This is a genomic window from Celeribacter sp. ULVN23_4 (assembly GCF_054788345.1).
Window position 1 is genome coordinate 309637 of record NZ_JBTVYO010000003.1, and the last position, 21800, is coordinate 331436.

Annotated in this window: 23 protein-coding genes; 16 read left to right on the forward strand and 7 right to left on the reverse strand. The window is 59.6% G+C overall.

Translation table 11 applies throughout. The features are described 5' to 3' along the window. Positions 1 to 14: 14 nt before the first annotated feature. The 4 genes from ACYBHZ_RS10325 to ACYBHZ_RS10340 all read right to left on the reverse strand — a co-directional run bounded on the left by ACYBHZ_RS10325 (position 15) and on the right by ACYBHZ_RS10340 (position 3223). The gene (locus tag ACYBHZ_RS10325; protein WP_460274192.1) at positions 15 to 662 is read right to left on the reverse strand and encodes an SDR family NAD(P)-dependent oxidoreductase; all 648 of its coding nucleotides are present in this window, start codon (positions 660 to 662) and stop codon (positions 15 to 17) included. 81 nt (positions 663 to 743) lie between these two features. Further along, complete coding sequence (locus ACYBHZ_RS10330) at positions 744 to 1238, reverse strand: DUF1178 family protein (RefSeq protein ID WP_460274193.1); 495 nt, start codon at positions 1236 to 1238, stop codon at positions 744 to 746. A 75-nt stretch (positions 1239 to 1313) separates the two neighbouring features. Further along, positions 1314 to 1757, reverse strand: coding sequence for an NUDIX hydrolase (locus tag ACYBHZ_RS10335; protein ID WP_460274194.1), 444 nt, complete (start codon positions 1755 to 1757; stop codon positions 1314 to 1316). 167 nt (positions 1758 to 1924) lie between these two features. Further along, a complete protein-coding gene (locus ACYBHZ_RS10340; RefSeq protein WP_460274195.1) occupies positions 1925 to 3223 on the reverse strand; it encodes a 3-deoxy-D-manno-octulosonic acid transferase in 1299 nt (432 codons plus the stop codon). 203 nt (positions 3224 to 3426) lie between these two features. On the opposite strand from ACYBHZ_RS10340, the gene ACYBHZ_RS10345 reads away from it, so the two are divergent. Beyond that, positions 3427 to 4479, forward strand: coding sequence for a cytochrome-c peroxidase (locus ACYBHZ_RS10345; protein ID WP_460274196.1), 1053 nt, complete (start codon positions 3427 to 3429; stop codon positions 4477 to 4479). Positions 4480 to 4603: 124 nt separating this feature from the next. Here the strand turns inward: ACYBHZ_RS10345 and ACYBHZ_RS10350 are convergent, their stop codons facing one another. Then, entirely contained in the window at positions 4604 to 4948 is a 345-nt protein-coding gene (locus ACYBHZ_RS10350) for a hypothetical protein (protein ID WP_460274197.1), read from the reverse strand. A gap of 654 nt (positions 4949 to 5602) precedes the next feature. Between ACYBHZ_RS10350 and katG the strand changes: the two genes are divergently transcribed. From katG to ACYBHZ_RS10415, 13 genes are all read left to right on the forward strand, one after another. Beyond that, positions 5603 to 7777, forward strand: coding sequence for a catalase/peroxidase HPI (gene katG / locus ACYBHZ_RS10355; RefSeq protein ID WP_460274198.1), 2175 nt, complete (start codon positions 5603 to 5605; stop codon positions 7775 to 7777). 530 nt (positions 7778 to 8307) lie between these two features. Continuing rightward, a complete protein-coding gene (locus ACYBHZ_RS10360; RefSeq protein ID WP_460274199.1) occupies positions 8308 to 9519 on the forward strand; it encodes an acyl-CoA dehydrogenase family protein in 1212 nt (403 codons plus the stop codon). 12 nt (positions 9520 to 9531) lie between these two features. Further along, complete coding sequence (locus ACYBHZ_RS10365) at positions 9532 to 10050, forward strand: V4R domain-containing protein (protein ID WP_460274200.1); 519 nt, start codon at positions 9532 to 9534, stop codon at positions 10048 to 10050. 90 nt (positions 10051 to 10140) lie between these two features. Further along, the gene (locus ACYBHZ_RS10370; RefSeq protein ID WP_460274201.1) at positions 10141 to 11097 is read left to right on the forward strand and encodes an ABC transporter substrate-binding protein; all 957 of its coding nucleotides are present in this window, start codon (positions 10141 to 10143) and stop codon (positions 11095 to 11097) included. A gap of 3 nt (positions 11098 to 11100) precedes the next feature. Continuing rightward, entirely contained in the window at positions 11101 to 11898 is a 798-nt protein-coding gene (locus ACYBHZ_RS10375) for an ABC transporter ATP-binding protein (protein WP_460274202.1), read from the forward strand. Beyond that, positions 11895 to 12701 (forward strand): ABC transporter permease, encoded by an 807-nt coding sequence (locus ACYBHZ_RS10380; protein WP_460274203.1) that lies wholly within the window; start codon positions 11895 to 11897, stop codon positions 12699 to 12701. The genes ACYBHZ_RS10375 and ACYBHZ_RS10380 overlap by 4 nt, the downstream gene beginning before the upstream one ends. Positions 12702 to 12799: 98 nt before the next feature. Beyond that, positions 12800 to 14059: an aromatic ring-hydroxylating oxygenase subunit alpha gene (locus ACYBHZ_RS10385; protein ID WP_460274204.1), complete on the forward strand. Its 1260-nt coding sequence runs from the start codon at positions 12800 to 12802 to the stop codon at positions 14057 to 14059. A gap of 3 nt (positions 14060 to 14062) precedes the next feature. Then, positions 14063 to 14557, forward strand: a complete 495-nt coding sequence (locus ACYBHZ_RS10390; protein ID WP_460274205.1) for an aromatic-ring-hydroxylating dioxygenase subunit beta — start codon at positions 14063 to 14065, stop codon at positions 14555 to 14557. A 114-nt stretch (positions 14558 to 14671) separates the two neighbouring features. Next, positions 14672 to 15619 (forward strand): PDR/VanB family oxidoreductase, encoded by a 948-nt coding sequence (locus ACYBHZ_RS10395; protein ID WP_460274206.1) that lies wholly within the window; start codon positions 14672 to 14674, stop codon positions 15617 to 15619. A gap of 1 nt (position 15620) precedes the next feature. Next, positions 15621 to 16124, forward strand: coding sequence for a flavin reductase (locus tag ACYBHZ_RS10400; protein ID WP_460274207.1), 504 nt, complete (start codon positions 15621 to 15623; stop codon positions 16122 to 16124). A gap of 12 nt (positions 16125 to 16136) precedes the next feature. Next, entirely contained in the window at positions 16137 to 16703 is a 567-nt protein-coding gene (locus ACYBHZ_RS10405; protein WP_460274208.1) for a nuclear transport factor 2 family protein, read from the forward strand. A gap of 57 nt (positions 16704 to 16760) precedes the next feature. Then, positions 16761 to 16979, forward strand: a complete 219-nt coding sequence (locus ACYBHZ_RS10410; protein WP_460274209.1) for a hypothetical protein — start codon at positions 16761 to 16763, stop codon at positions 16977 to 16979. Beyond that, positions 16979 to 18079 (forward strand): amidase, encoded by a 1101-nt coding sequence (locus ACYBHZ_RS10415; protein ID WP_460274210.1) that lies wholly within the window; start codon positions 16979 to 16981, stop codon positions 18077 to 18079. Before ACYBHZ_RS10410 ends, ACYBHZ_RS10415 begins: the two co-directional genes overlap by 1 nt. On the opposite strand, the gene ACYBHZ_RS10420 is transcribed toward ACYBHZ_RS10415, so the two are convergent. Next, positions 18069 to 18674, reverse strand: a complete 606-nt coding sequence (locus ACYBHZ_RS10420) for a flavin reductase family protein (RefSeq protein ID WP_460274211.1) — start codon at positions 18672 to 18674, stop codon at positions 18069 to 18071. The genes ACYBHZ_RS10415 and ACYBHZ_RS10420 overlap by 11 nt on opposite strands. Before the next feature lie 83 nt (positions 18675 to 18757). On the opposite strand from ACYBHZ_RS10420, the gene ACYBHZ_RS10425 reads away from it, so the two are divergent. Continuing rightward, positions 18758 to 19669: a LysR family transcriptional regulator gene (locus ACYBHZ_RS10425; protein ID WP_460274212.1), complete on the forward strand. Its 912-nt coding sequence runs from the start codon at positions 18758 to 18760 to the stop codon at positions 19667 to 19669. A gap of 6 nt (positions 19670 to 19675) precedes the next feature. Here ACYBHZ_RS10425 and ACYBHZ_RS10430 read toward each other — a convergent pair whose 3' ends face one another. Further along, positions 19676 to 20488: a glycosyltransferase gene (locus ACYBHZ_RS10430; RefSeq protein ID WP_460274213.1), complete on the reverse strand. Its 813-nt coding sequence runs from the start codon at positions 20486 to 20488 to the stop codon at positions 19676 to 19678. A gap of 164 nt (positions 20489 to 20652) precedes the next feature. On the opposite strand from ACYBHZ_RS10430, the gene ACYBHZ_RS10435 reads away from it, so the two are divergent. Then, a complete protein-coding gene (locus ACYBHZ_RS10435) occupies positions 20653 to 21798 on the forward strand; it encodes a hypothetical protein (protein WP_460274214.1) in 1146 nt (381 codons plus the stop codon). Positions 21799 to 21800 lie beyond the last annotated feature (2 nt).

The window sequence follows — 21800 nt, forward strand, 5'->3', positions numbered from 1 at the left end:
ACAGCAAAGGCGCCTTAAAAGGCGTGAGCGTGCCCGTCCCAAGTCTCGAAACAACCGGTGGTCTCGGGGCTGAGCGCCTCGAACCGGTCCGAGAGACCGCGCGCCGCTTGCTCGGGCGTGATCTCTGCACCCGCGCCGCCCATGTCGGTTTTCACCCAGCCGGGGTGGTAGATGCCGACCGGAATGCCTTCGGGTTTCAGGTCGGTGGCGAGGTTGCGTCCGAGGTTGAGCGCGGCGGCTTTCGTGGCGCGGTAGATATACGAGCCGCCCGGCGCGCGGGTGTGAGACGCCATTTGCGAGGAAATGATCGCGATCTTGCCCGTCACCGGACGGATTGCGGGCAGAAAGGCCTGCACGGTCAGGAAGACGCCGGTGACGTTGACGGCAAATTCGTCGGCCCACATCTGTGCGGGATAGCCGGTCTCAAGGGACTGGCCCTTGTCGAGATACAGCCCGGCATTGCAGACCAGTAGGTCGATCGGGGTGTCGGCCAGGTCCTGCGCCAGAGCTGCGGGGGCCGCCGGGTCGGTGACATTGAGCGCATAGAGCCCGTCGCCGCCCTTCGTGGACGTGCCAATGACGTCATAGCCACGGGCGGTGAGTTCGCGGAACAGGGCGGCGCCGATGCCGCGGGAAGCGCCGGTGATCAAAGCTGTCGGCATTTGAAAGTCATCCTAAATGCTGTTCGGTCCGTGCCGGGACAATCAGGGTAGGGTGCGCGCCATGCAAGGCATTTGACGGGATTAATTCATCTTCCGCTTCGGGGTGAAGGGCAGCGGCATGACAGGCACGCCGTCTTCGATCAGGGCTTTGGCCTCATCAAGTTTCGCCTCGCCATAAATCGCGCGAACCGGGGCGTCGCCCTCATGCATTTTGCGGGCTTCCTTGGCGAATTCGACGCCGACGTAATCGGAATTGGCCTCGACCTCGGCGCGCAGCTTTGCGACCGCCTGCTCAACCTGTTCCGGGGTCGGAGTCGGGGCCTTTGCCGGAGGCTGGGCGGGCTTAGGCTGTTCGGCGGAGGGCTGAGTGACCTCCTGCGGCTGAGGCTCCTCCTGAGCGGCGCGGCTGCGGGCGGTGCTGACACGGGGGGCCATGATCGCTTTGCGGACTTTGAGCGATCCGCACAGCGGACACTCCACCTGTCCGCTGGCTTGCAGCGTTTCAAAAGCGTCCGCAGATTGGAACCAGCTTTCGAACTGGTGGCCTTCGGCACATTTGAGCGTGTAACGGATCATGGCGTTTCCGGTCCTAAGAAGGGCATCAGAGTATCCGCCTGTGCGGGGCTTTGCAATCTGTGCAATCTGCCCGGCTCAGAGGTGGTAGGCTTTGGGATCGAAATGCCGGATGATCTGCGCCAGTTCCGGTTCGTCCACGAGGCTTGCGGCCTTTTTTGCGGAGACCCATTTGCGTTTGCGCTGGCCTGCTTCCGGGTATTTGTCGAACACCCAGCGCGCCTTGAGCGGAAAGACCGCGACGACGCAGGGCAGGGGCTCATCGCTGTCCTGCGGGAATTTGGTGTAAGAATAGAGGCCGATACAGATCGGGGCCGGGCGGCCTTTGATCCCGGCTTCTTCCCAGGCCTCGGTCGCGGCGGCCTGCACCGGGGTTGTGCCGTGCATGGGCCAGCCTTTCGGGATGATCCAGCGCTTGCGGCGGCGGGATTGGACGAGAAGCACCTGCAGCTTGTCTTTGCGCCAACGCCAGATGAGTGCGCCGAATTGCGTGCGCACGCCATCTTTGCGGCTTCGGCCCATGCGGACCGGGTGTTGTCTGGCTCTGATTAATGACACTGCTCGTCATCCTCCGGGTCTGGCGCTTATGCGGTTCCCCTCCGAACACGTAGCAATGCAGCAGACTGAGCTATGACTATCAAAGTGATGTGACAGCTGGAAAGAAAATTCGCGTGTGCGCGGTTTCGGTCTCAGGCCAGCGCTTGCAAATGAGGCAGTTCCGCCAGCGCGCTCCAGAAGGCTTCCTGACGGAGCTGGGCAGCGCGCAGCGGAGCAAGCCCCTCATGGGCGTTTTGGGCCATGGCTGCGGCCTGATCTGGGGTGGACATCAGTCGGGCGACGGCCTCTGCAAGTGCGGCGCTGTCACCGACTTCAAGGGCCGCCCCGACCGCATCGAGACGGCGATAGGCGGCAAAATGGTTGGAGACGTGCGGACCGTGGAGCAGCGCGCAATTGAATTGGGCCGGTTCAAACGGCGTGTGCCCGCCCTGATCGGTGAGGGAACCGCCCACGAAACAAATCCCGGAAAGCGCGTACCAAAGCGCCATCTCCCCCAAAGTGTCTGCGAGATAAATCCGCGCGCTTTCGGGCGCGTCGCCTTTGGAGCGGCGCGCAAAGGAATGGCCTGCGCGGGTCAGCTCATTGGCCACCGCCTCGCCGCGGCGCGGGTGGCGCGGGGCGAGGATCAGATGCGCGTCTGGATGGGTTTTCAGCAAGGCGTCGAAGGCTTCGAGGACCAAGCGCTCTTCGCCCTCATGGGTCGAGGCGGCCAGCAAGGTCTTGGTGCGCGGGAAATGTGCAGCCAGTGGAGCCAGTGCGTCAGCGCGGGCGGTTTGCACCTCCACCGTTGTCTTGAGGTTCATACGCGGCAAAAGGCGTTCGACCGGCAGGCCGATTTGCAGCAGACGTTGCTCCGAGGCGGTATCCTGTGCCGCCAGCCGCGTGATGGCGTTGAGCGTCGCGCGCATCGTGCCGCCAAAGATCGGACGCATTTGCGACCAGCGCCGTGCGGTGCGTTCGGACATGCGCGCGCCTGCGACAATCACCGGAATGCCGCGTTTTTTGAGCTGGGTGAAGCGGTTGGGCCAAATCTCGTTTTCCAAAGAGACAAGCGCGACGGGCTGCATCACATCGAGAAACCGCCGCAGCACCGGGCGCAGGTCCATCGGCGCGAGCTGCACCCTCAGGCGTGGCAGATCCCATTTGCGCACCATGCGCCGGGCGCTGACCGTGTTGACCGTCACGAGTATCTCAAGCTCGGGGGCGCGGTCGAGCGCCTCCTCAATCAGGCTTCGCGCGGCGGTCAGTTCGCCATTCGAGGCGCCATGCACCCAAAGCCGTGTGGCGGAAGACACAGCCGTCTTGTTCAGACCGACGCCAAACCGTTCCATCACATCGCCAAACGTCTCACGCCCGCGCAGCAATTGCCGGAGCAAAGCGAGCGCGAAGAGCGGGCTCAGAAGTGTGAGAAGGGTGCGGTACAGAAACACGGCATCGCCTCAGGTGACAACAGATCAAATTCGCTTACGACGGGGAGGGGCGCGTTTGCAAGTGTGCGTGATTTGCAGCAGGCGCATCAAGCGGCCTCATGAATTTAGAATTGATCTAAATCATGGATCATTTTTAGAAGGATTCTAACGTCTCCTCAGACGCGCGACATCGTCATTGCATCCAAGATGCGAGGGAGAAATTTATGAAACTTGCACCGCGTATTGCCCTATTAACCAGTGCGGCCGTGATCGGCGCGTCTGCCGCTTCGGCAAATGAGTTGAGAGACTACGCGCTCGAATTTTTCAAACCACTGCCGTCCACGGTTCCCGCTGTGGCCGACAACCCGATTACCGACGAAAAGATTGATCTCGGCAAGGCGCTGTTCTTTGATCCGCGCCTGTCCGCCTCCGGTGTGTTTTCCTGCTATTCCTGTCACAATCTGACCACGGGCGGGGATGACAATATGGAAACCTCCGTCGGCCATGGTTGGCAAAAAGGCCCGCGCAACTCGCCAACGGTTCTGAACGCAGTGTTCAACGTAGCTCAGTTCTGGGATGGCCGTGCGGACGATTTGAAAGCACAGGCGAAAGGGCCGGTTCAGGCCAGCGTCGAAATGGCCAACACGCCCGAAAACGTGGTCGCGACCCTGTCGTCTATGGGGCAGTACGTGGACTGGTTCGAGGACTCCTTCCCGGAGGATGCGGAGCCGGTCAGCTTTGACAATATGGCCAAGGCGATCGAGGCGTTCGAAGCCACTCTGATCACGCCCGCGCCGTTCGACTCCTGGCTCAATGGCGACGACAACGCGATGAGTGACGTTCAGCTCGCGGGTCTTGAGCTGTTTATGGATAAGGGCTGCATCGCCTGCCACTCCGGCGTCAATGTCGGCGGCGAGGATTACTATCCCTTCGGCCTGATCGAAAAACCGGGCTCGGATATTCTGCCGGAAGGGGATCGGGGCCGCTTCGCCGTGACCGACACTGTGGACGACGAATATGTCTTCCGCGCCGGGCCGCTGCGCAATATTGCGATGACCGCGCCGTACTTCCACTCCGGCAAGGTTTGGGATCTGAAAGTGGCCGTGCAGATCATGGCGGAAAGCCAGCTTGGCGAAGAGCTGAGCGATGATGAAGCCGAACAGATCGTGGCCTTCCTCGGCTCCCTCACGGGCGCTGTGCCGGAGATCACCACGCCTGTCCTGCCGGCTGAGACCGCGACGACCCCGCGACCGACGGCGGAACTGTTGCCGCAATAACAGGGGCTTATAATAGATTTCAGCCCCAAATTCGCTTGGGGCTGACGTCCGGCGGAGGCCTTTGATGCGGAGATGATGCGGAGGCGTCCCTTGTCCGTTTCACCCCGAGTAGAGGCATCGTCCTTCAGTCGTCTTTCTCGCTTTGAGAAGAAGCTGAGATGTCAGAGGATGTCGGGTTTTCAACGCGATGCATGAAAAGCTCCATCATCCGCATGCCGATCCGGTCCACCAGAACGGATAGCTCTTCCTCGCCTTGCTGTTGATATTCATTACAAACATCCAGCAGACGTCCGATCACCTCCGTGTCGCGTTCCTGCAGATCGGGAAGGCCGAAGTCTTCGTCGAACCGGGGTTCGAGCGGGCGGTTGGCGACGGGGTGGGCGATCTCCGTGGAAAACGACAGACGCAGCAAATCCGGCCCGGCCGAAATGACCGTGCGAAATCTGGGGCGATGTGAGGAAATCCTCATGATATGATCCTTTGGAGACGCCTGTCTGTTCAGTGTCGCAATGCAGTCGGGGGGGCGGAGTCTGCAGTTTGTCTTTGGTGGGCTGAAACCGAAGTTAATCGTTTACAACGTGGTGACGCAGGTCGAAAAGACAAGGCCCAAGCGATGCTTTTGCTGTGTGGCGCAACAGTTACAATCTGAACGCGTGCAAGAGCCGCTACACACCGGCACAGCTTCGCAGCGCGTGTGATAAGGCTGGCTTATGAGAGCTCGCGCGTCTGCGCTTTCGTCTTTTGGGCGCGAACGCAAAGGGGCAGGGGGCGCTTCAAAAAGCAGGGCTCGGGGCGTGTAAGCCCAAGCTGCATATCTGTCCCGTTCGGGACGCGGTGTAACGTCTGGTCTCGCAATTTCTGTTCCCCGATGATGTCTGACGCTTCCCCTAATGCGTGTATGGAGCATTATCTTTTCCCGTTCAATGCGAAATACGCATGCCTGAAAGGCATGCTTAAACCAAATTATTAGAAAAAGTTATAGTTATGCAAAGTTAATACAATTTCATTTTATTTAATGCCGTTGTTACTCCAGTGCGCAAGAGATGGCAGCGTGTCGCCACCGAGGCTCTGAAGGGCCGGGGCACATCGAGGTTATCAAACGTCATTTTACGGAGGATCCCAGATGGACGGCAACGATATGAAACCGGCGGGCAAATGCCCGGTCATGCACGGCGGCAACACTGCCATGGGCAGCAACGTGATGGAGTGGTGGCCGAATGCGCTTAACCTCGACATCCTGCACCAGCACGACAAAAAGACCAACCCGATGGGGGAGGCCTTTGACTATCGTGAAGAGGTCAAGACGCTCGATGTCGAGGCGCTCAAGTCCGATCTGCGCGCTCTGATCATGGACAGCCAAGACTGGTGGCCGGGCGACTGGGGCAGCTACATCGGCATGATGGGCCGCGTGTCCTGGCACACGGCCGGGTCCTATCGCAACACCGACGGTCGCGGCGGGGCGAGCACCGGGAACCAGCGGTTCGCACCGCTGAACTCCTGGCCGGACAACGTCAACACCGACAAGGGCCGCCGTCTGCTTTGGCCGATCAAAAAGAAATACGGCAACAAGATCAGCTGGGCCGACCTTCTGATGCTGGCGGGCACCATGGCCTATGAAGAGGCCGGTCTGCCGGTCTACGGGTTTGCCTTCGGTCGCGAAGACATCTGGCACCCGGAGAAAGACATCTACTGGGGTGAAGAGAAAGAATGGCTCGCGCCGTCCGATGGCCGTTATGGCGACGTCGAACATGCCGAGACGCTGGAAAACCCGCTGGCCGCCGTGCAGATGGGGTTGATCTACGTGAACCCGGAAGGGGTGAACGGCAAGCCCGATCCGCTGGCCACCGCGCAGCACATGCGTGAAACCTTTGCCCGTATGGGGATGGATGACGAGGAAACCGTTGCTCTGACGGCGGGCGGTCACACCATCGGTAAAACCCACGGCATGGGCTCCCCGGACGATCTGAGCCCCGATCCCGAAGCGGCGGGCCCGGAGTTCCAAGGCCTTGGCTGGATGAAGACCTCGAAGCGTGGCATTGGTCGTGACACCATGGTCAGCGGTCTGGAAGGCGCGTGGACGACCAACCCGACGAAATGGGACAATGGCTTCTTCGAAATGCTGTTCAACCACGAATGGGAACTGCGCAAATCGCCCGCTGGCGCGTGGCAGTGGGAGCCGGTCGAGATTGCCGAGGCTGACAAGCCCGAAGATGTCGAAGACCCGTCGATCCGTCATAACCCGATGATGACGGATGCCGATATGGCGCTGAAGGTCGACCCGGGCTATCGCGAGATTTCTCTGCGCTTCAAAGAAGATTTCGACGCGTTCACCGATGCTTTCGCCCGTGCGTGGTTCAAACTGACCCACCGCGATATGGGGCCGAAATCGGTCTATCTCGGCCCGGATGTGCCGAAAGAAGACCTGATCTGGCAGGACCCGATCCCGGTCGGCACCGTTGGGTACGACATTGGCGCGCTGAAACGCAAAATCGCGGCCTCTGGTCTGACGGTCTCCGAGATGGTGTCTACCGCATGGGACAGCGCGCGGACGTTCCGTGGTTCCGACCGTCGCGGTGGGGCCAACGGCGCCCGTATTCGTCTGGCTCCGCAAAAAGACTGGGCTGGCAACGAGCCGAAGCGTCTGGCGAAAGTGCTGGCCGTGCTCGAACCGCTGGCGGCTGAAGCCGGTGCAAGCATTGCTGACACTATCGTTCTGGCGGGCAATGTCGGTGTGGAACTGGCGGCAAAAGCCGCGGGCTTTGACATCGAAGTGCCGTTTGCGCCGGGTCGTGGCGACGCGACGCAGGAGATGACGGATGTCGAAGGCTTCGCGCCGCTGGAGCCGATCCACGATGGCTATCGCAACTGGGTCAAGAAGGACTATCTGGTCTCCACTGAGGAGCTGATGCTCGACCGCACGCAGCTCATGGGGCTGACCGCGCCTGAGATGACGGTTCTGACCGGCGGCATGCGTGTCATCGGCACAAATCACGGCGGCACGAAACACGGTGTCTTCACCCAGCGCGAAGGCGCTCTGACCACCGACTTCTTCACCACCCTGACCGATATGGCCTACAAATGGGTTCCGAAAGCGAATGGTCTTTATGACATCGTGGACCGCAAAAACGGAGAAACGGCTTACACCGCGACCCGCGTCGATCTGGTGTTCGGTTCGAACTCCGTCCTGCGGGCCTATGCCGAAGTCTACGCCCAAGACGACAACGCGGAGAAATTCGTGAACGATTTCGTCGCGGCTTGGGTCAAGGTGATGAACGCGGATCGGTTCGACCTGTCCTGATCTGACTTCCTTCCCTGAAACGAAGGCGGGCGTCCCTCATGGGGCGCCCTTTTTCATTCTGGGCGGCAAGGTGCGTTTGAATTTGTCTGCATACAATGAGTCGAACGGTCGGGAGAGAGGGCTCTGAGAGCGGAGATTTGGAGTTTAGGGCAGGCCGGCGCGCAAGGTTTGCATTCTTTTTAGGTTAAATCTTATGCGCAATTGCTCATTTTTTGACGCCAGCGTTCGGTCTTTGCTGTGCAAGGCGTGTTTCGGAGTGAAGAAGCCGGGCCGGGTGACCGCATGTGAGGTGGTTTTCAGGGCGGCAGTGCTTCGCATCTTCGTAAAATTTCTAACATTCTGTTATTATATGTAAATATTTCGGTGTTCCCGCAGACTTCGTCTCTCGTTGATGTCGCCGATGCAGGCGTTTTGTGAACAGAAACATCCATAAATATGCACAAAATTTATGGATAAAATTACAACAATCTATTTCATTTATTTCTCGGCGCTCGGTTTGATCCAAATCAATCGGAACGACGAGGTTGGATATGAACCAGATCAATTTGGTGCAGGAAGCACCGGGTAGCCAAGGCGAAGAAGCGGTCGATTTCGCGACGCTCACGGGACAGCCTGCTTTTCTTGACATGCTTGAAGAAATTCGCACGCGGCGTGATGAAATTCATACCAAACGCCACGTGCCGCGCGACATCGTCGCCAAGATGAAAAAGGCCCGGATTTTCCGGTCCGCCACGCCGACGAAATTCGGCGGGGACGCCATGGCGCCGCATCATTTCCTCAAAATGGTGGAGAAAATCGGCGAAGTTGACGGGTCTGCGGCATGGGTTGCCGCGTTCGGTTCGGCCAACACCTATATCGCGGCCCTGCCGGAAGAGGCGCAAGCGGTCATCTACGCAGACGGCCCGGATCAGGTCTACGCTGGCGGTCTTTACCCGCTGCAACAGGCCGAGCGCGTCGAGGGGGGCTGGAAAGCCTCTGGTCGCTGGAAATTCGCCTCGGGCTGCATGGGCGCTGACTGGATTGGAGTCGGCCTGATCGGGTCGGACGCTGTGACCAAAGCGGCTGAAGGCGTGTCGCCGGACGTGATCATGGCCGTTTCTCCCGCCTCCGAGGTCGAGATCATCGAGACCTGGAACGTGATGGGGATGCAGGGCACCGGCAGCAACGATACCGTCGTCAAAGACAAGTTCTACGCCGATATGTGGACCTGCAAGCGCGGTGCGATGGGGATTTTCGACGAACCGCTCTACCGCTACCCGCCGCTCGCCTATCAGGCTCAGGTGCACGCCGCCTGTAACCTCGGTCTGGCGCGCTCTGCTGTGGAACTTGCCAAGGAAATGTCCGGCGGCGCCAAGTTGATGCCCGGCGCACGTCGCCTGGCTGATCGCGGATATTTCCGCATGGGTCTTGCCGAAGCCGAGGGCAAACTGCGCGCGGCACGGGCCTTCTACTACGAGATGGCCGAGAAAGCCTGGGACGAGCTCCAAGACAATGACGAGGTCGCTCTGGAAACCAACAACCTGATGCGCCTGTCCGCAAGCCACGCGGCGCGCGCCTCGGAAGAAGCGATCCAGACCTGCTTCCGCATCGTCGGCATGGCGGCCATTCAGGAAACCCACCAGATGCAGCGCATCCTGCGTGACTGTCTCGTGGTGACCCAGCACGCCGCTCTGAACGATGCGACGATGGAAAACGCGGGCGCTGTTCTCTCCGGTCTTCCGGCCCCAGCGGGTTACCCATAAGGAACGGATAAGATGGACCTTAGCCAGAGTTTTCACCAGCGACTGAACATCACCCCGGAAAAAGGCGAAATGCGCGACGGGGGCATCCGCTATCTGATGATGCGCCCGGATGTTCTCATGGGAATGTTCGCGCGCTTGCCAGACGCGGCGCGCGCCGAAGCTTTGACCGCCCTCACGGCTTCCGTGGCCGAGAACGGTGGCAAATCGGTGAAGGCCTATCGTGACAGCGGCGCCGTGGACCCGGCCGCGATGATGAAAACCATCGCGGATACCTCGGGCGAACTGGGCTGGGGCGTCTGGTCTTTCGAGACCGTCAGCCCCGAGCGGATCGATATTACTGTTACCAACAGTCCGTTCGCCGACGGGATCGGCCATTCAGACAAGCCGGTTTGTGCCCCGATCAAAGGTATGCTCACCGCGATCGGGCCGCTTCTTCTGAACTGCGATGCAGTCGAAGCGGTCGAGATATCCTGTCACGCGCAAACCGGAAAAGGGCCCTGCCGCTTTACTTTGAAACGGTCCATTTCGTGAAATCCTTGCCTAAGGCGCACAACGCGCCCGCGGCCAATAAAGACAAAAACCACCTCGTCATCACAAACACACAGCCCAACAGGACGTGACATGAAAAAAACGTACATCTCCCGCCGTGGTTTCATGGCTTCTACCGCAGGTCTCGCAGCCTCCAGCCTCGTGCTTGGCGCGCCGTCGATCGCGCGCGCGGCATCTTCCAAGATCCGCATCGGCGTTGGTTCCGACCCGGTGTTCGCCGGCTATTTCATCGCCCAGCATGAAGGTTTCTTCGAAGAAGAAGGCGTGGACGTGCATCTGCAAACCTATTCCGGTGGCGGTGAAGCGATGAACGCGCTGGTCGCCGATCAGGTCGATCTGGCCTCCGCGTCTGAATCCACCATCATGGTGCGCATGAACCGTGCCGAGATGTGCCCGCTGGCCGTTGTTTACTACTCCGGCCTCTATGTGAAACTCGTGCTGCGTCCGGGTCTGGAAGATCCGAAAGACATCAAATCCTTCGGCATCGTGCCGGGGTCGATTTCCGAATATTGCACCGGTCTGACCATCGAGCATTACGGCCTTGATGCCACCTCGCTTAAAATGGTGCCGTCGGGTCCGCCTGAGCTTCCGGCTCTGTTGATGCGCGGCGATATCGATGCCTTCTTTGCGTGGGAACCGTGGCCGTCGACGGCTGTTGGCCAAGGCGCGAAAGTGGCGCTCACCTCCCGCGATGTTGGTTACACCGACACGATCTGGGCGACGTCCAGCAAAGCCATGTTCGACAGCAACCCGGAAGGCCTGCAAGCCGTGCTGCGCGCTGTGAAACGCGCCAGCGACATCATGCAAAACGACCCGGAACGCGGTGCGGAAGGCGTGAAGGCCATCACCCGTATCCCGGTCGAAACCACGCTGAAAGTGTCGAAAGACATGTTCCTGACGGTTCGCGACTTCACCGACGCCGATTACGAAAGCTTCGACGGCATTGCGAAATTCCTTGCCGATAACAAGGTGACGGACGGTCTCGTGCCCTACCGCGACGACATGCAACGCGGCTTCTACAAAGGATAAGTTATGACCAAGGGAGCTTCTATCCAGCTCGATCATGTCGGGATTTCGTTCGGGGACGCGCATATCGTCTCCAACGTGAACCTCGACATCCGCCCGGGTGAATTCATCTGTCTTCTCGGTCCGAGTGGCTGCGGGAAATCCACGCTGCTCAACGCGATTGCGGGTTTCTTGCCGGTCGCAGGACAGATCCGTGTCGGCGATAAGACTGTCACCAAACCGGGGCTCGACCGCGGCGTGGTGTTCCAGTCGGCTGAGGTGCTGTTCCCTTGGCTGACCATCCGTGAAAACGTCGAATACGGTCTCAAACTTGCAGGCGTTCCGAAAGAGGAACGTGTGAAGAAAGCAGATCAGTTCGTGTCTCTTGTCGGCCTCACACACGCGGCCGACAAATTCCCCAAACAGCTTTCGGGCGGCATGCGCCAACGTGCGCAGATCGCTCGGGTTCTGATCAACGAACCTTCTGTGGTTCTGATGGACGAACCGTTCGGCGCGCTCGATGCGCAGACCCGTGAGGTGCTTCAGCATGAGCTGGACCGCATCTGGCGTGAGACCGGCTGTACCATCGTGTTCGTGACCCATGATATCTGGGAAGCACTTCTGCTTGCCGACCGTGTCGTGGTGATGACCGCAGGGCCGAAAGCCGGGATCAAAACCATTGAAAAGATCGACCTGCCGCACCCGCGTGATCCGGGCACAGCCGAAGCTCTCGAGCTGTACCGCCGTCTGCGGGAAGACATCGGCGAAGAGGTCCAACGCGCTCTTGAACAACAAGGGCTGAAGAAAGAGGAGCCGGTGACATGAGCGACGCTACTCAGGAGACGCCGATGAAAAACGGTTTTGCGAAATTTGCGATGGGCCCCAAATCCAAAAAGGCTTTGATCGGGGTGCTCTCCGTGATCTGTGGTGTGTTCATCTGGCATCTGATCTCGATGCGCACCTCGCCACTGTTCCTGCCTTCGCCGCTGACGGTCGCGAAAACCTCGGCAGAAATGATCGCGGATGGCTCGCTCTTCGTCGCCATCGGCGCTTCGGCCTGGCGGATCGCCGCCGGGTGGGTGATGGGCGTGGTGCTCGGCGTGCCGCTTGGTCTTTTGATGGGCCGCTTCAATGTCGTGCGTCTGATCGTCGATCCCTATATCGAGTTCTTCCGCTTCATCCCGCCGATCGCCTTCGTGACGCTTGCCGTGATCTGGTTCGGGCCGGGTGAATTCACCAAGATCGTGCTGATCTTCTACACCACGATCTTCATCGTGACGATCAACACCATCGCCGGTGTCAGTGCGGTGAACCCGCTGCGCCTTCAGGCGGCGCGGTCGATGGGGGCCTCCAAGCTCACGGAAATGACCACCGTCATCTTCCCGTCTGCCGTGCCCTTCATGATCACCGGCGCTCGGATCGCTATGGGGAACTCCTTCCTGACCGTTGTGTCGGCAGAGATCGTTTCCGCCCAGACCGGTCTTGGTGCGATGATCTGGACCGCTCGGAACTTTGGCCGCACCGACTGGGTGTTCGTGGGGATCATCTCCCTTGGCATCCTCGGCTACCTGTTCGACCGGGCTTTCCGGCTGGCCTCCCAGAAATGGTTCAAACGCTTCCTGTTCTGAACTGAATTTTCCCCAAACGGAACGTGTCCGTGATGGCGTCTTGCGCGCCATCGCTCGGGGCCCTTTGCCCAGCGTTCGCCAAACAAGAGGACAAACACATGAAAGATTTGGACACAGCTTTCACCGAGCTCGTACAGGGCGACAAGGCCCTGACCACGCTCTACACAGACGCCGACCTGTTCGATGCGGAGATGGAGAAGGTCTTCAAGAACACTTGGGTCTGGGTCGCACATGAGAGCGAGATTCCCGATGCGGGCTCCTACAAGATGGCCAAGGTCGGTCTTGAGCCGGTGATCGTCACGCGCGACCGGAAAAAGAACGTGCATGTTTTGATCAACCGCTGCCGTCACCGCGCCGCCACCGTGTGTGAAGCCCATAAAGGCAAGACCAACAGCTTTGTTTGTCCTTACCACGGCTGGGCGTATGGTCTCGACGGGAGCTTGCGCGGTGTGCCTTACGAGGAAAGCTATGCCGGCAAACTCGAACGCGGCAAACTTGGCCTCAAAACGCTGCGCACCGAGATTTACAACGGTCTGATCTTCGCGACTTTCAACGACGAGATCGAACCGCTCGACGATTTCCTTGCGGGCGCCAAGAAATGGATCGACCTGTTCATGAAACAGGGCGCAGGTTACCCGGTCAAAGCCAATGGCGAACACAAGTTCACCTTCCCGGGCAACTGGAAAATCCAGCTGGAGAACACCACCGACGCCTATCACTTCCCGCTGGTGCACAAACCGTTCCTGAAACTCACCGACGTTGAGACCGAGGAACAGTTCGACATCATGAACAAGGGCGGCTGGGTCGAAGATCTCGGCAATGGTCACTCCGTGATGGTCATGATGCCGGAGCTTGTGGACCTCGAGGAAAACCTCGACGCCCCGATCCCGGACAAATTTGCCGATCTGGCACAGGCGCTGCGCGACGAAGGTCACGAAGACCTGGAAGTGCGCCGCATCATCCGCGCTGTGGGCGGTTCCGGGTTCAACGTGAACCTGTTCCCGAACCTCGGCTGCTCCGCTGCGTTCTTTCGCGTGCTGCAACCGCTGTCGGTCAATGAAACCGAAGTGCGCCACATCGCGCTCGGCATGGACGGAGGCCCGGAGATCGCCAACCGCGAACGACTGCGCATCCACGAATTCTTCCAAGGCCCGATGGGGTTCGGTTCGCCGGATGACGCCGAGGTCTGGGACCGCGTGCAGCAAGGCGCGCAGGGCGGCAAGGAGCTTTGGCTTCTCTTGAACCGCTCGACCGAACTGGAAGAGCCCACGGAAGAGGGCACGGTGAAAGGTGATGTGAGTTCCGAGATCGGGATGCGCGCCGCTTATCGCCAATGGAAAAAGCTGATGGAGGTCTGACCCATGGACATGATGACACCTGTGAAAGACACCGCTCTGCTCGATGCAATGGCCTTTGTCTGGCTGGAGGCCGACCGGCTCGATATGCGCGAGTTCGACGACTGGCTCACCATGTGGACCGAGGATGCGAAATACATCGTTCCCGTGGAGCCGGGTGTGACGGATTTCGAAGCGCATCTGAACTACGCCTATGACGACGCCGAAATGCGCGCCAAACGTGTGGAGCGGATGATGGGCGGCGACTCCGTTTCCGCCTCGCCGCTGGCGAAAACCGTACGCTCCCTGTCGCGCTTCCGGCTTTTGTCGGACGATGGCAAGACCGTCGAGCTGCGCTGCATGCAGACGCTGACCGAGTACCGCCGTGAGCGCCTCAAGACCCATGTTGCCGATGTCGAGTTCACGCTTGTGCGCGAAGGCAGCGGGTTCAAGCTCGCCAAGAAAGTCGTGCGGTTGATCAATGCCGATCACACGCTGTCGGGCATTTCCTACATTCTCTGACGCGCTCCTCTTCCTGCGCGTTCGGGCCCGGTTCTCTCTCCCCACCAGAAATTTTCTGTGAACCGGGCCCCCCCAACACTTCAACACCAAGGCCCTGAGACAAAGGTTCAAGTCATGATCGAAGCCAAAATCCTGAAACGCGAAACCCAGGCGCGTGACATCATCGTCCTCGATCTCGTCGCCTCAAACGGTGCGCCGCTGCCCGCTTTCGAGGCCGGTGCGCATATCGATGTGGAAATCGAGCCGGGGCTGACCCGACAATATTCTCTTTGCAGCGACCCTTCCGATCTCGGCCAGTACCGGATCGGCGTCCTCAAAGACCCGAAATCCCGCGGCGGTTCCGTCAAGCTCCATGAGCTGTTCGACGAGGGCAAGACCATCCAGATCGGCGCGCCGCGCAACCTTTTTCCGCTTGATGAAAGCGCCCCCGAGAGCATCCTGATTGGCGGCGGTATCGGCATCACCCCGATGATCGCGATGGCCTATCGCCTCCATGCGGAGGGCAAGCCCTTCACGCTCCATTACTGCGCCCGTGAACAAGCGACGGCGGCTTTCCTGAGTGAGCTGGCCAGTGCCCCCTTCGCCGACAAGGTGCATCTGCATTTCGACAGCGGCGAAGGCACCGCCTGTTTCGACGCTGCTTCCGATCTGCCCGATCCCTCCAAGGGCGCGCATGTTTACACCTGCGGCCCGGAAGGCTTCATGAGCTACATGCACGGTCTCGCCGAAGCGCGCGGTTATGCGCCCGAGACCCTGCATCAGGAATTCTTCTCCGCCGAGGTGGACAACACGGGCGACAGTTTTGAGGTGGAGCTTGCGCAGACCGGTAAGACCATCACGGTTCACGAAGGCCAGAGCATCGTCGCGGCGCTCGCCGAGATCGGCGTGAAGGTCGAAGTGTCCTGCGAACAGGGTATCTGTGGCACCTGCCTTTGCGATGTGCTTGAGGGCGAACCGGATCATCGCGATAGCTTCCTGACGGACGAGGAAAAAGCCGATGGCGATCAGATCATGCTCTGCTGTTCGCGCGCCAAATCCCCGAAACTCGTATTGGACTTGTGAGATGATGACTCCCGATCAAAGCCTCTTCCGCCAAGCCATGTCCCGTCTGGGCGCGGCTGTGAATATCGTCACCACCGATGGCGCCGCCGGGCGTCACGGCATCACCGCCTCCGCCGTCTGTTCGGTGACCGACACGCCGCCAACGCTTCTGGTCTGTGTGAACCGCAGCTCCAGCGCGCATGACATGTTCGTCGAGAATGGCGTGTTCTGCGTCAATGTTCTGGGCCATGACCATGCCGATCTGGCGATGCAATTCGGTCGTCCCGGCTTCACACCCGAAGAGCGCTTTGAAGGCGAGGAATGGATCACGCTGGAGACAGGCGCCCCGGCGCTCAAAAGCGCGATGGTCAGCTTTGACTGCCGCGTGAGCAATGTCGAGACCGTCGGCACACACAGCGTCATCATGGGCGAGGTGATCGCTCTCAACATCCACGAGAACAGCCAGAGCCTCGTGTATTTCGACCGCAATTTTCACCGGCTCGGCTCGGTGTCTTCGCACTCATAAAAAGGATCAAACATGACCGACACGCACACCATCGAAACCCTCACCCGCCGGATCGAAAACCTCGAAGCCGCCAACGAGGTGCGCAATGTTCAGATGCGCTACATGTTCCTCTGCGATACCCCTCTGCCGGAATACGGCGTCAAGGACGACGCCGAACGCATCGACCTGATCATGGAGCTGTTCTCCGAGGAAGCCGTCTGGGAAGGCGTTGGCGAATATTACGACGGTCAGTTCGGTCGCGCCGAGGGGAAAGCCGCCGTCCGCAAACACTTTGAGGGCTTCTGGGGCGGCAAGACCGATCCGGCGCTGATCCTCAATTGCCACTATGTGACCTCCGAGCAAATCCATGTGGCGGAGGATGGCCTGACCGCAACTGGCCAATGGGTGCATATGCAACCGTGGCTCTTCTCCGACGGCAAGGCGCTGCTGCGCTCTTCGCGTCTCTTCAACTCTTATAAGAAGTGCGACGACGGCAAATGGCGCTACACCCGCAACCGCACGGAGAACGTCTTCGTGGCACCGCTTCCGGCGACTTGGGCTTCGGACTACCCGTCGAAATCCGTGCTGATGAAGCCGTAAGCGCAGGCGACTATCGTCTGAAACGCCAAGTCAAATAAGCAGAAAAGGAACGCAGCAATGACGCATAAAACCGATATGTGGCAGGTCTATCTCTACCAAGAGGTCGAGGTGACCGTGATCCAGCAATGGGTGGACCCGTTCGGCGTGCCCATGCTGCGTTTCGGCTTGGAGCGCGACGGGGAGGTTCTGGCCGTCGGCATGTCCGAGGCGGAGTTCCTCGCGGAAGCGAGTTTTCTGCGGGACAATGGCGACGAGCTTGTCGAGGGCGCGCGCTAATGACCACCTATGTCTGCCCGCTTGATCTCGGCCCCGAAGAGGGTGTGACGGTCGCCATCAAGGACACCATCGATATCGAAGGTCTCCCGACTCGCGCCGGGTCGAAAGCCTTGGACGATGCCGCGCCTGCGACGGCCCATGCCGAGGTTGTCGCGGGGCTGTTGAACGCGGGTGCGCGGATTGTCGGCAAGACCACGTTGCATGAGCTGGCCTTTGGCGTTTCCGGGATCAACGACTATGCGGGCACGGCGGTGAACGCCAAATTCCCCGATCTGATCCCCGGCGGCTCCTCAAGCGGCAGTGCGGCGGCGGTGGCCGAGGGCAGCGCGCGCGTCGCGCTTGGCACCGACACTGGTGGCTCTGTGCGTATTCCGGCGGCCTGCTGCGGCGTCTACGGTCTGAAACCCACCTATGGCCGCGTCAGCCGCAAAGGTGTGATGCCCGACGCCACCAGCCTCGATTGTGTCGGCCCGTTCGCCAATTCTATCGCGGATATCGAATGGGCGATGAGCGCCATCGATCCGAGCTTTGAAGCGGAACGAATTGAAGCCGCTCGCATCGGCTATCTGCCCGGTCAGGCCACGCCGGAGATCGACGCCATGGTGCGCGCGGCACTGGCCCATGACGGCGTCACGGTCGAAGAGATTGATCTGCCGTCCTTCATGGACGCGTTTGAGGCCGGTGTCGCCATCATCAACGCCGAAAACTGGGCCGCGCTCGGGCCCATTCAGGCCACCGGCAAGGTGAACCCGGATGTCGGCGACCGCATCTATGCCGCCCGCCTTGTGACGCCTGACGATGTGGCCGCCTCGGAAGAGGTCCGCACGCGCATCACTACTGAGATAGACGCTCTGTTCGAGACCTATGATGTAATCGCCCTGCCGACCCTGTCGGAAGCCCCGCCTACGCTGGAGCGCGCCCGCACCGATCCGACCGCCGTCGCGGTCACCCGCAATGTGCGGGCGTTCAATCTCAGCGGCCATCCGGCTCTCGCTGTCCCGCTTGGCGCGCTTAGTGCGGCTCCCGTGTCTTTGCAGATCGTTGGGCCGAAGCAACGCGACGCGCTGGTCTGTGCCGTCGCGGCGTTGCTCACAGCGTGAAGCGGTCGCGCGTCGTGGCAAATGTCGCGCCGCCCAACCGTCCCAGAGCGTCGATCTTTTCCGGATCGACGTGATGGCGGTCGTTGACGGCGTCATCACGGACAAACACGGCTTTGACGGTGCCGATCAGAATGTCGCGGGCGGGACCAAGGTCCAGCCTTTGCTCAAACCGGCATTCCAAGGCGACCGGGGCGTCGATCAGTCTCGGGCAATCGACATGTACGCCCGGAACGGTTTTGAGGCCGTTGAGCGCGATCTCATCGACGTCGGGCGCGTCGGGGCTGGCGAGGGCCTGCACCTGTCGCGCCATATCCGCGTCGGGGATGTGCAGGGTGAAGGCGCCAGTCTCGAGGATATTTCGGGCGGTGTCCTTGCGCGTGCCGTCCGGGCGCGGCTCGATCCCCACCGCCACAGTGGCCGGGTCATGGCTCAGGATGCCGAAAAAGCTGAACGGCGCGGCATTGGCGATGCCCTCCGGCGAGCGCGTGGTGATCAGTGCGATAGGGCGGGGCAGGACGGTGCCGCTCAGAATTTTATAGGCGTCCGTGCTGGCAAGCGCGGACAGGTCGAATTCGCGGAAGGTTTTGGGGGGCATGAGGCTGTGCGGTCTTTTCTGGTGTTTTCGTCAGGCTATGCGTGAAGCTTGGATTACAAAAATGAATTATCTAAATTGAGATCATGAGCCAGATCAATTTTAACACTTTCGACCTGAACCTCGTCCGTGTCTTTCTGGCGCTGTGGGAACAGCGCTCCGTGACGGCGGCGGCGGATCGGTTGAATCTGACCCAACCTGCGGTCAGCCATGCGCTGAAACGGTTGCGGGATCATTTCTCCGATCCTTTGTTCACGCGGGTGGGGAAGGCGATGGAGCCAACGCCCGCCGCGCGGCGGCTTTATGTCCCGTTCAAAAGTTGTCTGGAGATGCTGCGGGAAACCATGACGAGTCATGGTGACTTCAATCCGGCCCAATCAAGCCGGGTGTTCACCATCGCCATGTCGGATATTTCCGAGAGCTATGTTCTCCCGCGCATGCTCGCGGCGCTGTTGCCGCGCGCGCCGGGGGTGCACATTCGCTCGGTGCAGCTGAATGCGGAGGAGATCGAAAGCAAACTGCGCTCCGGGCAGGTCGATATGGCCTTCGGCTATCTGCCAAACCTCGCTGCGCCGGAGTTTGAAAGCACGTTCCTGCTTGAGGACAGGTTCCTTTGTATCGTGCGGCAGGAACATCCGTGCCGCGATGAACGGCTCACGCCAGAGCGCATCGCCGAGTTGGAATTCGTCGAGGTGGCGGTGCGGGCGACCGGTTATCAGATGGTGCGAACCCTGCTGCATCAAAGTGGCATTGAGCAGAATATTCGCGCCCAGATCGAACACTTCACGGTTGTCCCGGAAGTCGTGCGCTCGACCGATCTCGTTGCGCTTTACCCGGCCTCAGTGTCCTCGCGGCTCGTTGCCAGCGGCGAGTTCAGGGCTTTGGAATTGCCCGCCATGTTCCCCGCTGTGGATATCTGCACGCATTTTCACTCAAATTTCCGGAGCGATTCCAGCATTATGTGGCTGAATGACTTGATGCAGACGATTTTTAGGTGAGGTGCGTCAGCGTTTGACGATGCCGTCTTCGGTCCAAGTCAGATGCTTTTTGCGGGTGGTCTCGATTTTTTTGCGGTTGGACGCGCGCAGTTCAGCGCTCTCATAGCCGCGTGAGTGATCGAGGTGATAGACCGGCGCGGAGTAACGCAGGTGGCGGCCCCGAATGCCGGCATTGATCAGCCGCGCGCCGAATTCCTTGTCCAGACCGCCGTAAGTCATACTCTCGTCAAAACCGTTCACCGCGATCACATTGTCTCGGAAGGTCGAGGCGCAGGCCCCTTGCCAGTTGCGTTTCACGGGGGACATCACTTCTCTGATGCGGTTGAGCATCGGGCCGTAGGGCATCGATTTGGGCATGTCCGAGCGTTTGACCGGATGCCAGCCTTCGAGCTTGCCCTCTGCATCCCACTGCACATGTCCCGCCTTGAGATAGGTCGCGGTATCTTCCGGGCTCAGGCGAATGAGGCTGCCGGTCAGAAAACGTTTCGGATTGGCGAGAGCGAGATGCCGGGCCACGAACGTCGGGTGAAGCAGGCAATCATCGTCGATAAAGATCAGGTAATCCGCTTGGCTCGTCTCGATGGCCTTGTTGAGCGCGGCGCATTTGCGGAATCCGTTGTCCTCATGCCAGGAATGTCTGATCTCAACGTCGCCCGAGCTTTGACGGACTGTCTCCACCAGCTCGGCGGTTTCCGGGCCGGAGCCATCATCGGCCAGACAGATGCTTGTCGCCGGGGAGGTCTGCTCAAGACAGGTCTGAAGGCAGAGCCGCAGATAGGACGGTTTGTTGTACGTGGCGATGATGATTTCAGATCGCATAAACAGCATCCTGTTTATTGAAGGGATCGCCGGATTTTTCTGCCTTTTCCGTGCGGTTTCCCTGTTTTCCATACTCTTCAAATCTTTGCAAATTGGAAATTTCCGATTAAAGCAATTGATGCTGCGGCAAGGGGGAGTAAGTCCGCAAGTTTTAGTAGGACTCCATGAAGCTCATTTTTCATATAGGTAGCCACAAAACAGGTACGACGTCTTTACAGGACTTCTTAAGCTCTGTCTCTCCGACGCTCTCAGCGGCAGGTGTTGCTTATCCCAGGCCGAAAGCTGATATTCCGATGCATTATGCCTTGCTGTCTGGACTTGTGCCTGAGGCTGATCTGCCGAGGATCGCGCGTTTCTCTGGAACCGAGCAGCGAAGGAAATTTCGAAAGAAACGTGCTCTGGCCGCACTTCGCAAAATTGTTGCGGCTGGCAAGCACGATACGATCCTGCTCTCGTCGGAAGAATTCTTCACCCCAATGGCGGAGGAGGGGCTTGCGCATTTGAAAGCGGAACTGACCGCGATTGGCATTCAGTCTTTCCATTTCGTGGCTTACTTGCGCCAACCTTCGGCTTTTTACAGGTCTTGGCTCCAGCAGACGCTCAAAGCGTCTTATGTGCCGCCGCTGATGACGCCACCGCCCTATGAGAGAATTTTCGCGCCATACCTGCAGGTCTTTGGCGATCAAGCCCTGCAATTGCGGCTGTATCCTGAAGTGTGGCCGGAGGGAGACGACATCATTCGGGATTTCTGCCGGGAGGTTCTGTCTATGGACGGCTTGCAGGCGCAGGCCGTAGCCAAGAGCCAACTGAACCAAAGCCTCAGCGCAGAATCCATTGCGCTGATGCAATCTTACCGTTTCGCCTTTCTGCGTTCTCAAGAGGACCGATTTACGGCAGATAGCCGTAGCCTTGGCGCCGTTTTGTCCCGTCTGGAAAAGGAATTTGCGACAACCAAAATACGTCTCCACGAGACCGTAGCACAACAGATTGATGCGGATGCCGCGCCGCTTTTGTGGCTGCGCGATACCCTGTCTTTTCAATTTCCTGCGTTGGCGTATGAGCGGTTGGAGACGAAACGCTCAGATGAGGTGAAAGCTCCGCTCGATCTGCGTGAACTGATCACGATCCACGAGGATATGTATCGGAAGCTCGCTGAACGATTGGGCCGAAGTTCATGGATCAGGAATGCCCGTCTGGAATCTCGTCTGGTCGCAGGGTTGGATGCTGCGTCTCATCGGCGTCGGTACTGGCTGGATGAGCAGGCCGCGCGCGGCTATTGTCCGCCTGCGTTCGCAGGTGTGTCCTCCTGACA

Bases quoted from the DNA above. Each gene is read 5' to 3' on its own strand.
- ACYBHZ_RS10325 (WP_460274192.1), bottom strand. From the start codon at position 662: ATGCCGACAGCTTTGATCACCGGCGCTTCCCGCGGCATCGGCGCCGCC.
- ACYBHZ_RS10330 (WP_460274193.1), bottom strand. From the start codon at position 1,238: ATGATCCGTTACACGCTCAAATGTGCCGAAGGCCACCAGTTCGAAAGC.
- ACYBHZ_RS10335 (WP_460274194.1), bottom strand. From the start codon at position 1,757: ATGGGCCGAAGCCGCAAAGATGGCGTGCGCACGCAATTCGGCGCACTC.
- ACYBHZ_RS10345 (WP_460274196.1), top strand. From the start codon at position 3,427: ATGAAACTTGCACCGCGTATTGCCCTATTAACCAGTGCGGCCGTGATC.
- ACYBHZ_RS10350 (WP_460274197.1), bottom strand. From the start codon at position 4,948: ATGAGGATTTCCTCACATCGCCCCAGATTTCGCACGGTCATTTCGGCC.
- katG (WP_460274198.1), top strand. From the start codon at position 5,603: ATGGACGGCAACGATATGAAACCGGCGGGCAAATGCCCGGTCATGCAC.
- ACYBHZ_RS10360 (WP_460274199.1), top strand. From the start codon at position 8,308: ATGAACCAGATCAATTTGGTGCAGGAAGCACCGGGTAGCCAAGGCGAA.
- ACYBHZ_RS10365 (WP_460274200.1), top strand. From the start codon at position 9,532: ATGGACCTTAGCCAGAGTTTTCACCAGCGACTGAACATCACCCCGGAA.
- ACYBHZ_RS10370 (WP_460274201.1), top strand. From the start codon at position 10,141: ATGAAAAAAACGTACATCTCCCGCCGTGGTTTCATGGCTTCTACCGCA.
- ACYBHZ_RS10375 (WP_460274202.1), top strand. From the start codon at position 11,101: ATGACCAAGGGAGCTTCTATCCAGCTCGATCATGTCGGGATTTCGTTC.
- ACYBHZ_RS10380 (WP_460274203.1), top strand. From the start codon at position 11,895: ATGAGCGACGCTACTCAGGAGACGCCGATGAAAAACGGTTTTGCGAAA.
- ACYBHZ_RS10385 (WP_460274204.1), top strand. From the start codon at position 12,800: ATGAAAGATTTGGACACAGCTTTCACCGAGCTCGTACAGGGCGACAAG.
- ACYBHZ_RS10390 (WP_460274205.1), top strand. From the start codon at position 14,063: ATGGACATGATGACACCTGTGAAAGACACCGCTCTGCTCGATGCAATG.
- ACYBHZ_RS10395 (WP_460274206.1), top strand. From the start codon at position 14,672: ATGATCGAAGCCAAAATCCTGAAACGCGAAACCCAGGCGCGTGACATC.
- ACYBHZ_RS10400 (WP_460274207.1), top strand. From the start codon at position 15,621: ATGATGACTCCCGATCAAAGCCTCTTCCGCCAAGCCATGTCCCGTCTG.
- ACYBHZ_RS10405 (WP_460274208.1), top strand. From the start codon at position 16,137: ATGACCGACACGCACACCATCGAAACCCTCACCCGCCGGATCGAAAAC.
- ACYBHZ_RS10410 (WP_460274209.1), top strand. From the start codon at position 16,761: ATGACGCATAAAACCGATATGTGGCAGGTCTATCTCTACCAAGAGGTC.
- ACYBHZ_RS10415 (WP_460274210.1), top strand. From the start codon at position 16,979: ATGACCACCTATGTCTGCCCGCTTGATCTCGGCCCCGAAGAGGGTGTG.
- ACYBHZ_RS10420 (WP_460274211.1), bottom strand. From the start codon at position 18,674: ATGCCCCCCAAAACCTTCCGCGAATTCGACCTGTCCGCGCTTGCCAGC.
- ACYBHZ_RS10425 (WP_460274212.1), top strand. From the start codon at position 18,758: ATGAGCCAGATCAATTTTAACACTTTCGACCTGAACCTCGTCCGTGTC.
- ACYBHZ_RS10430 (WP_460274213.1), bottom strand. From the start codon at position 20,488: ATGCGATCTGAAATCATCATCGCCACGTACAACAAACCGTCCTATCTG.
- ACYBHZ_RS10435 (WP_460274214.1), top strand. From the start codon at position 20,653: ATGAAGCTCATTTTTCATATAGGTAGCCACAAAACAGGTACGACGTCT.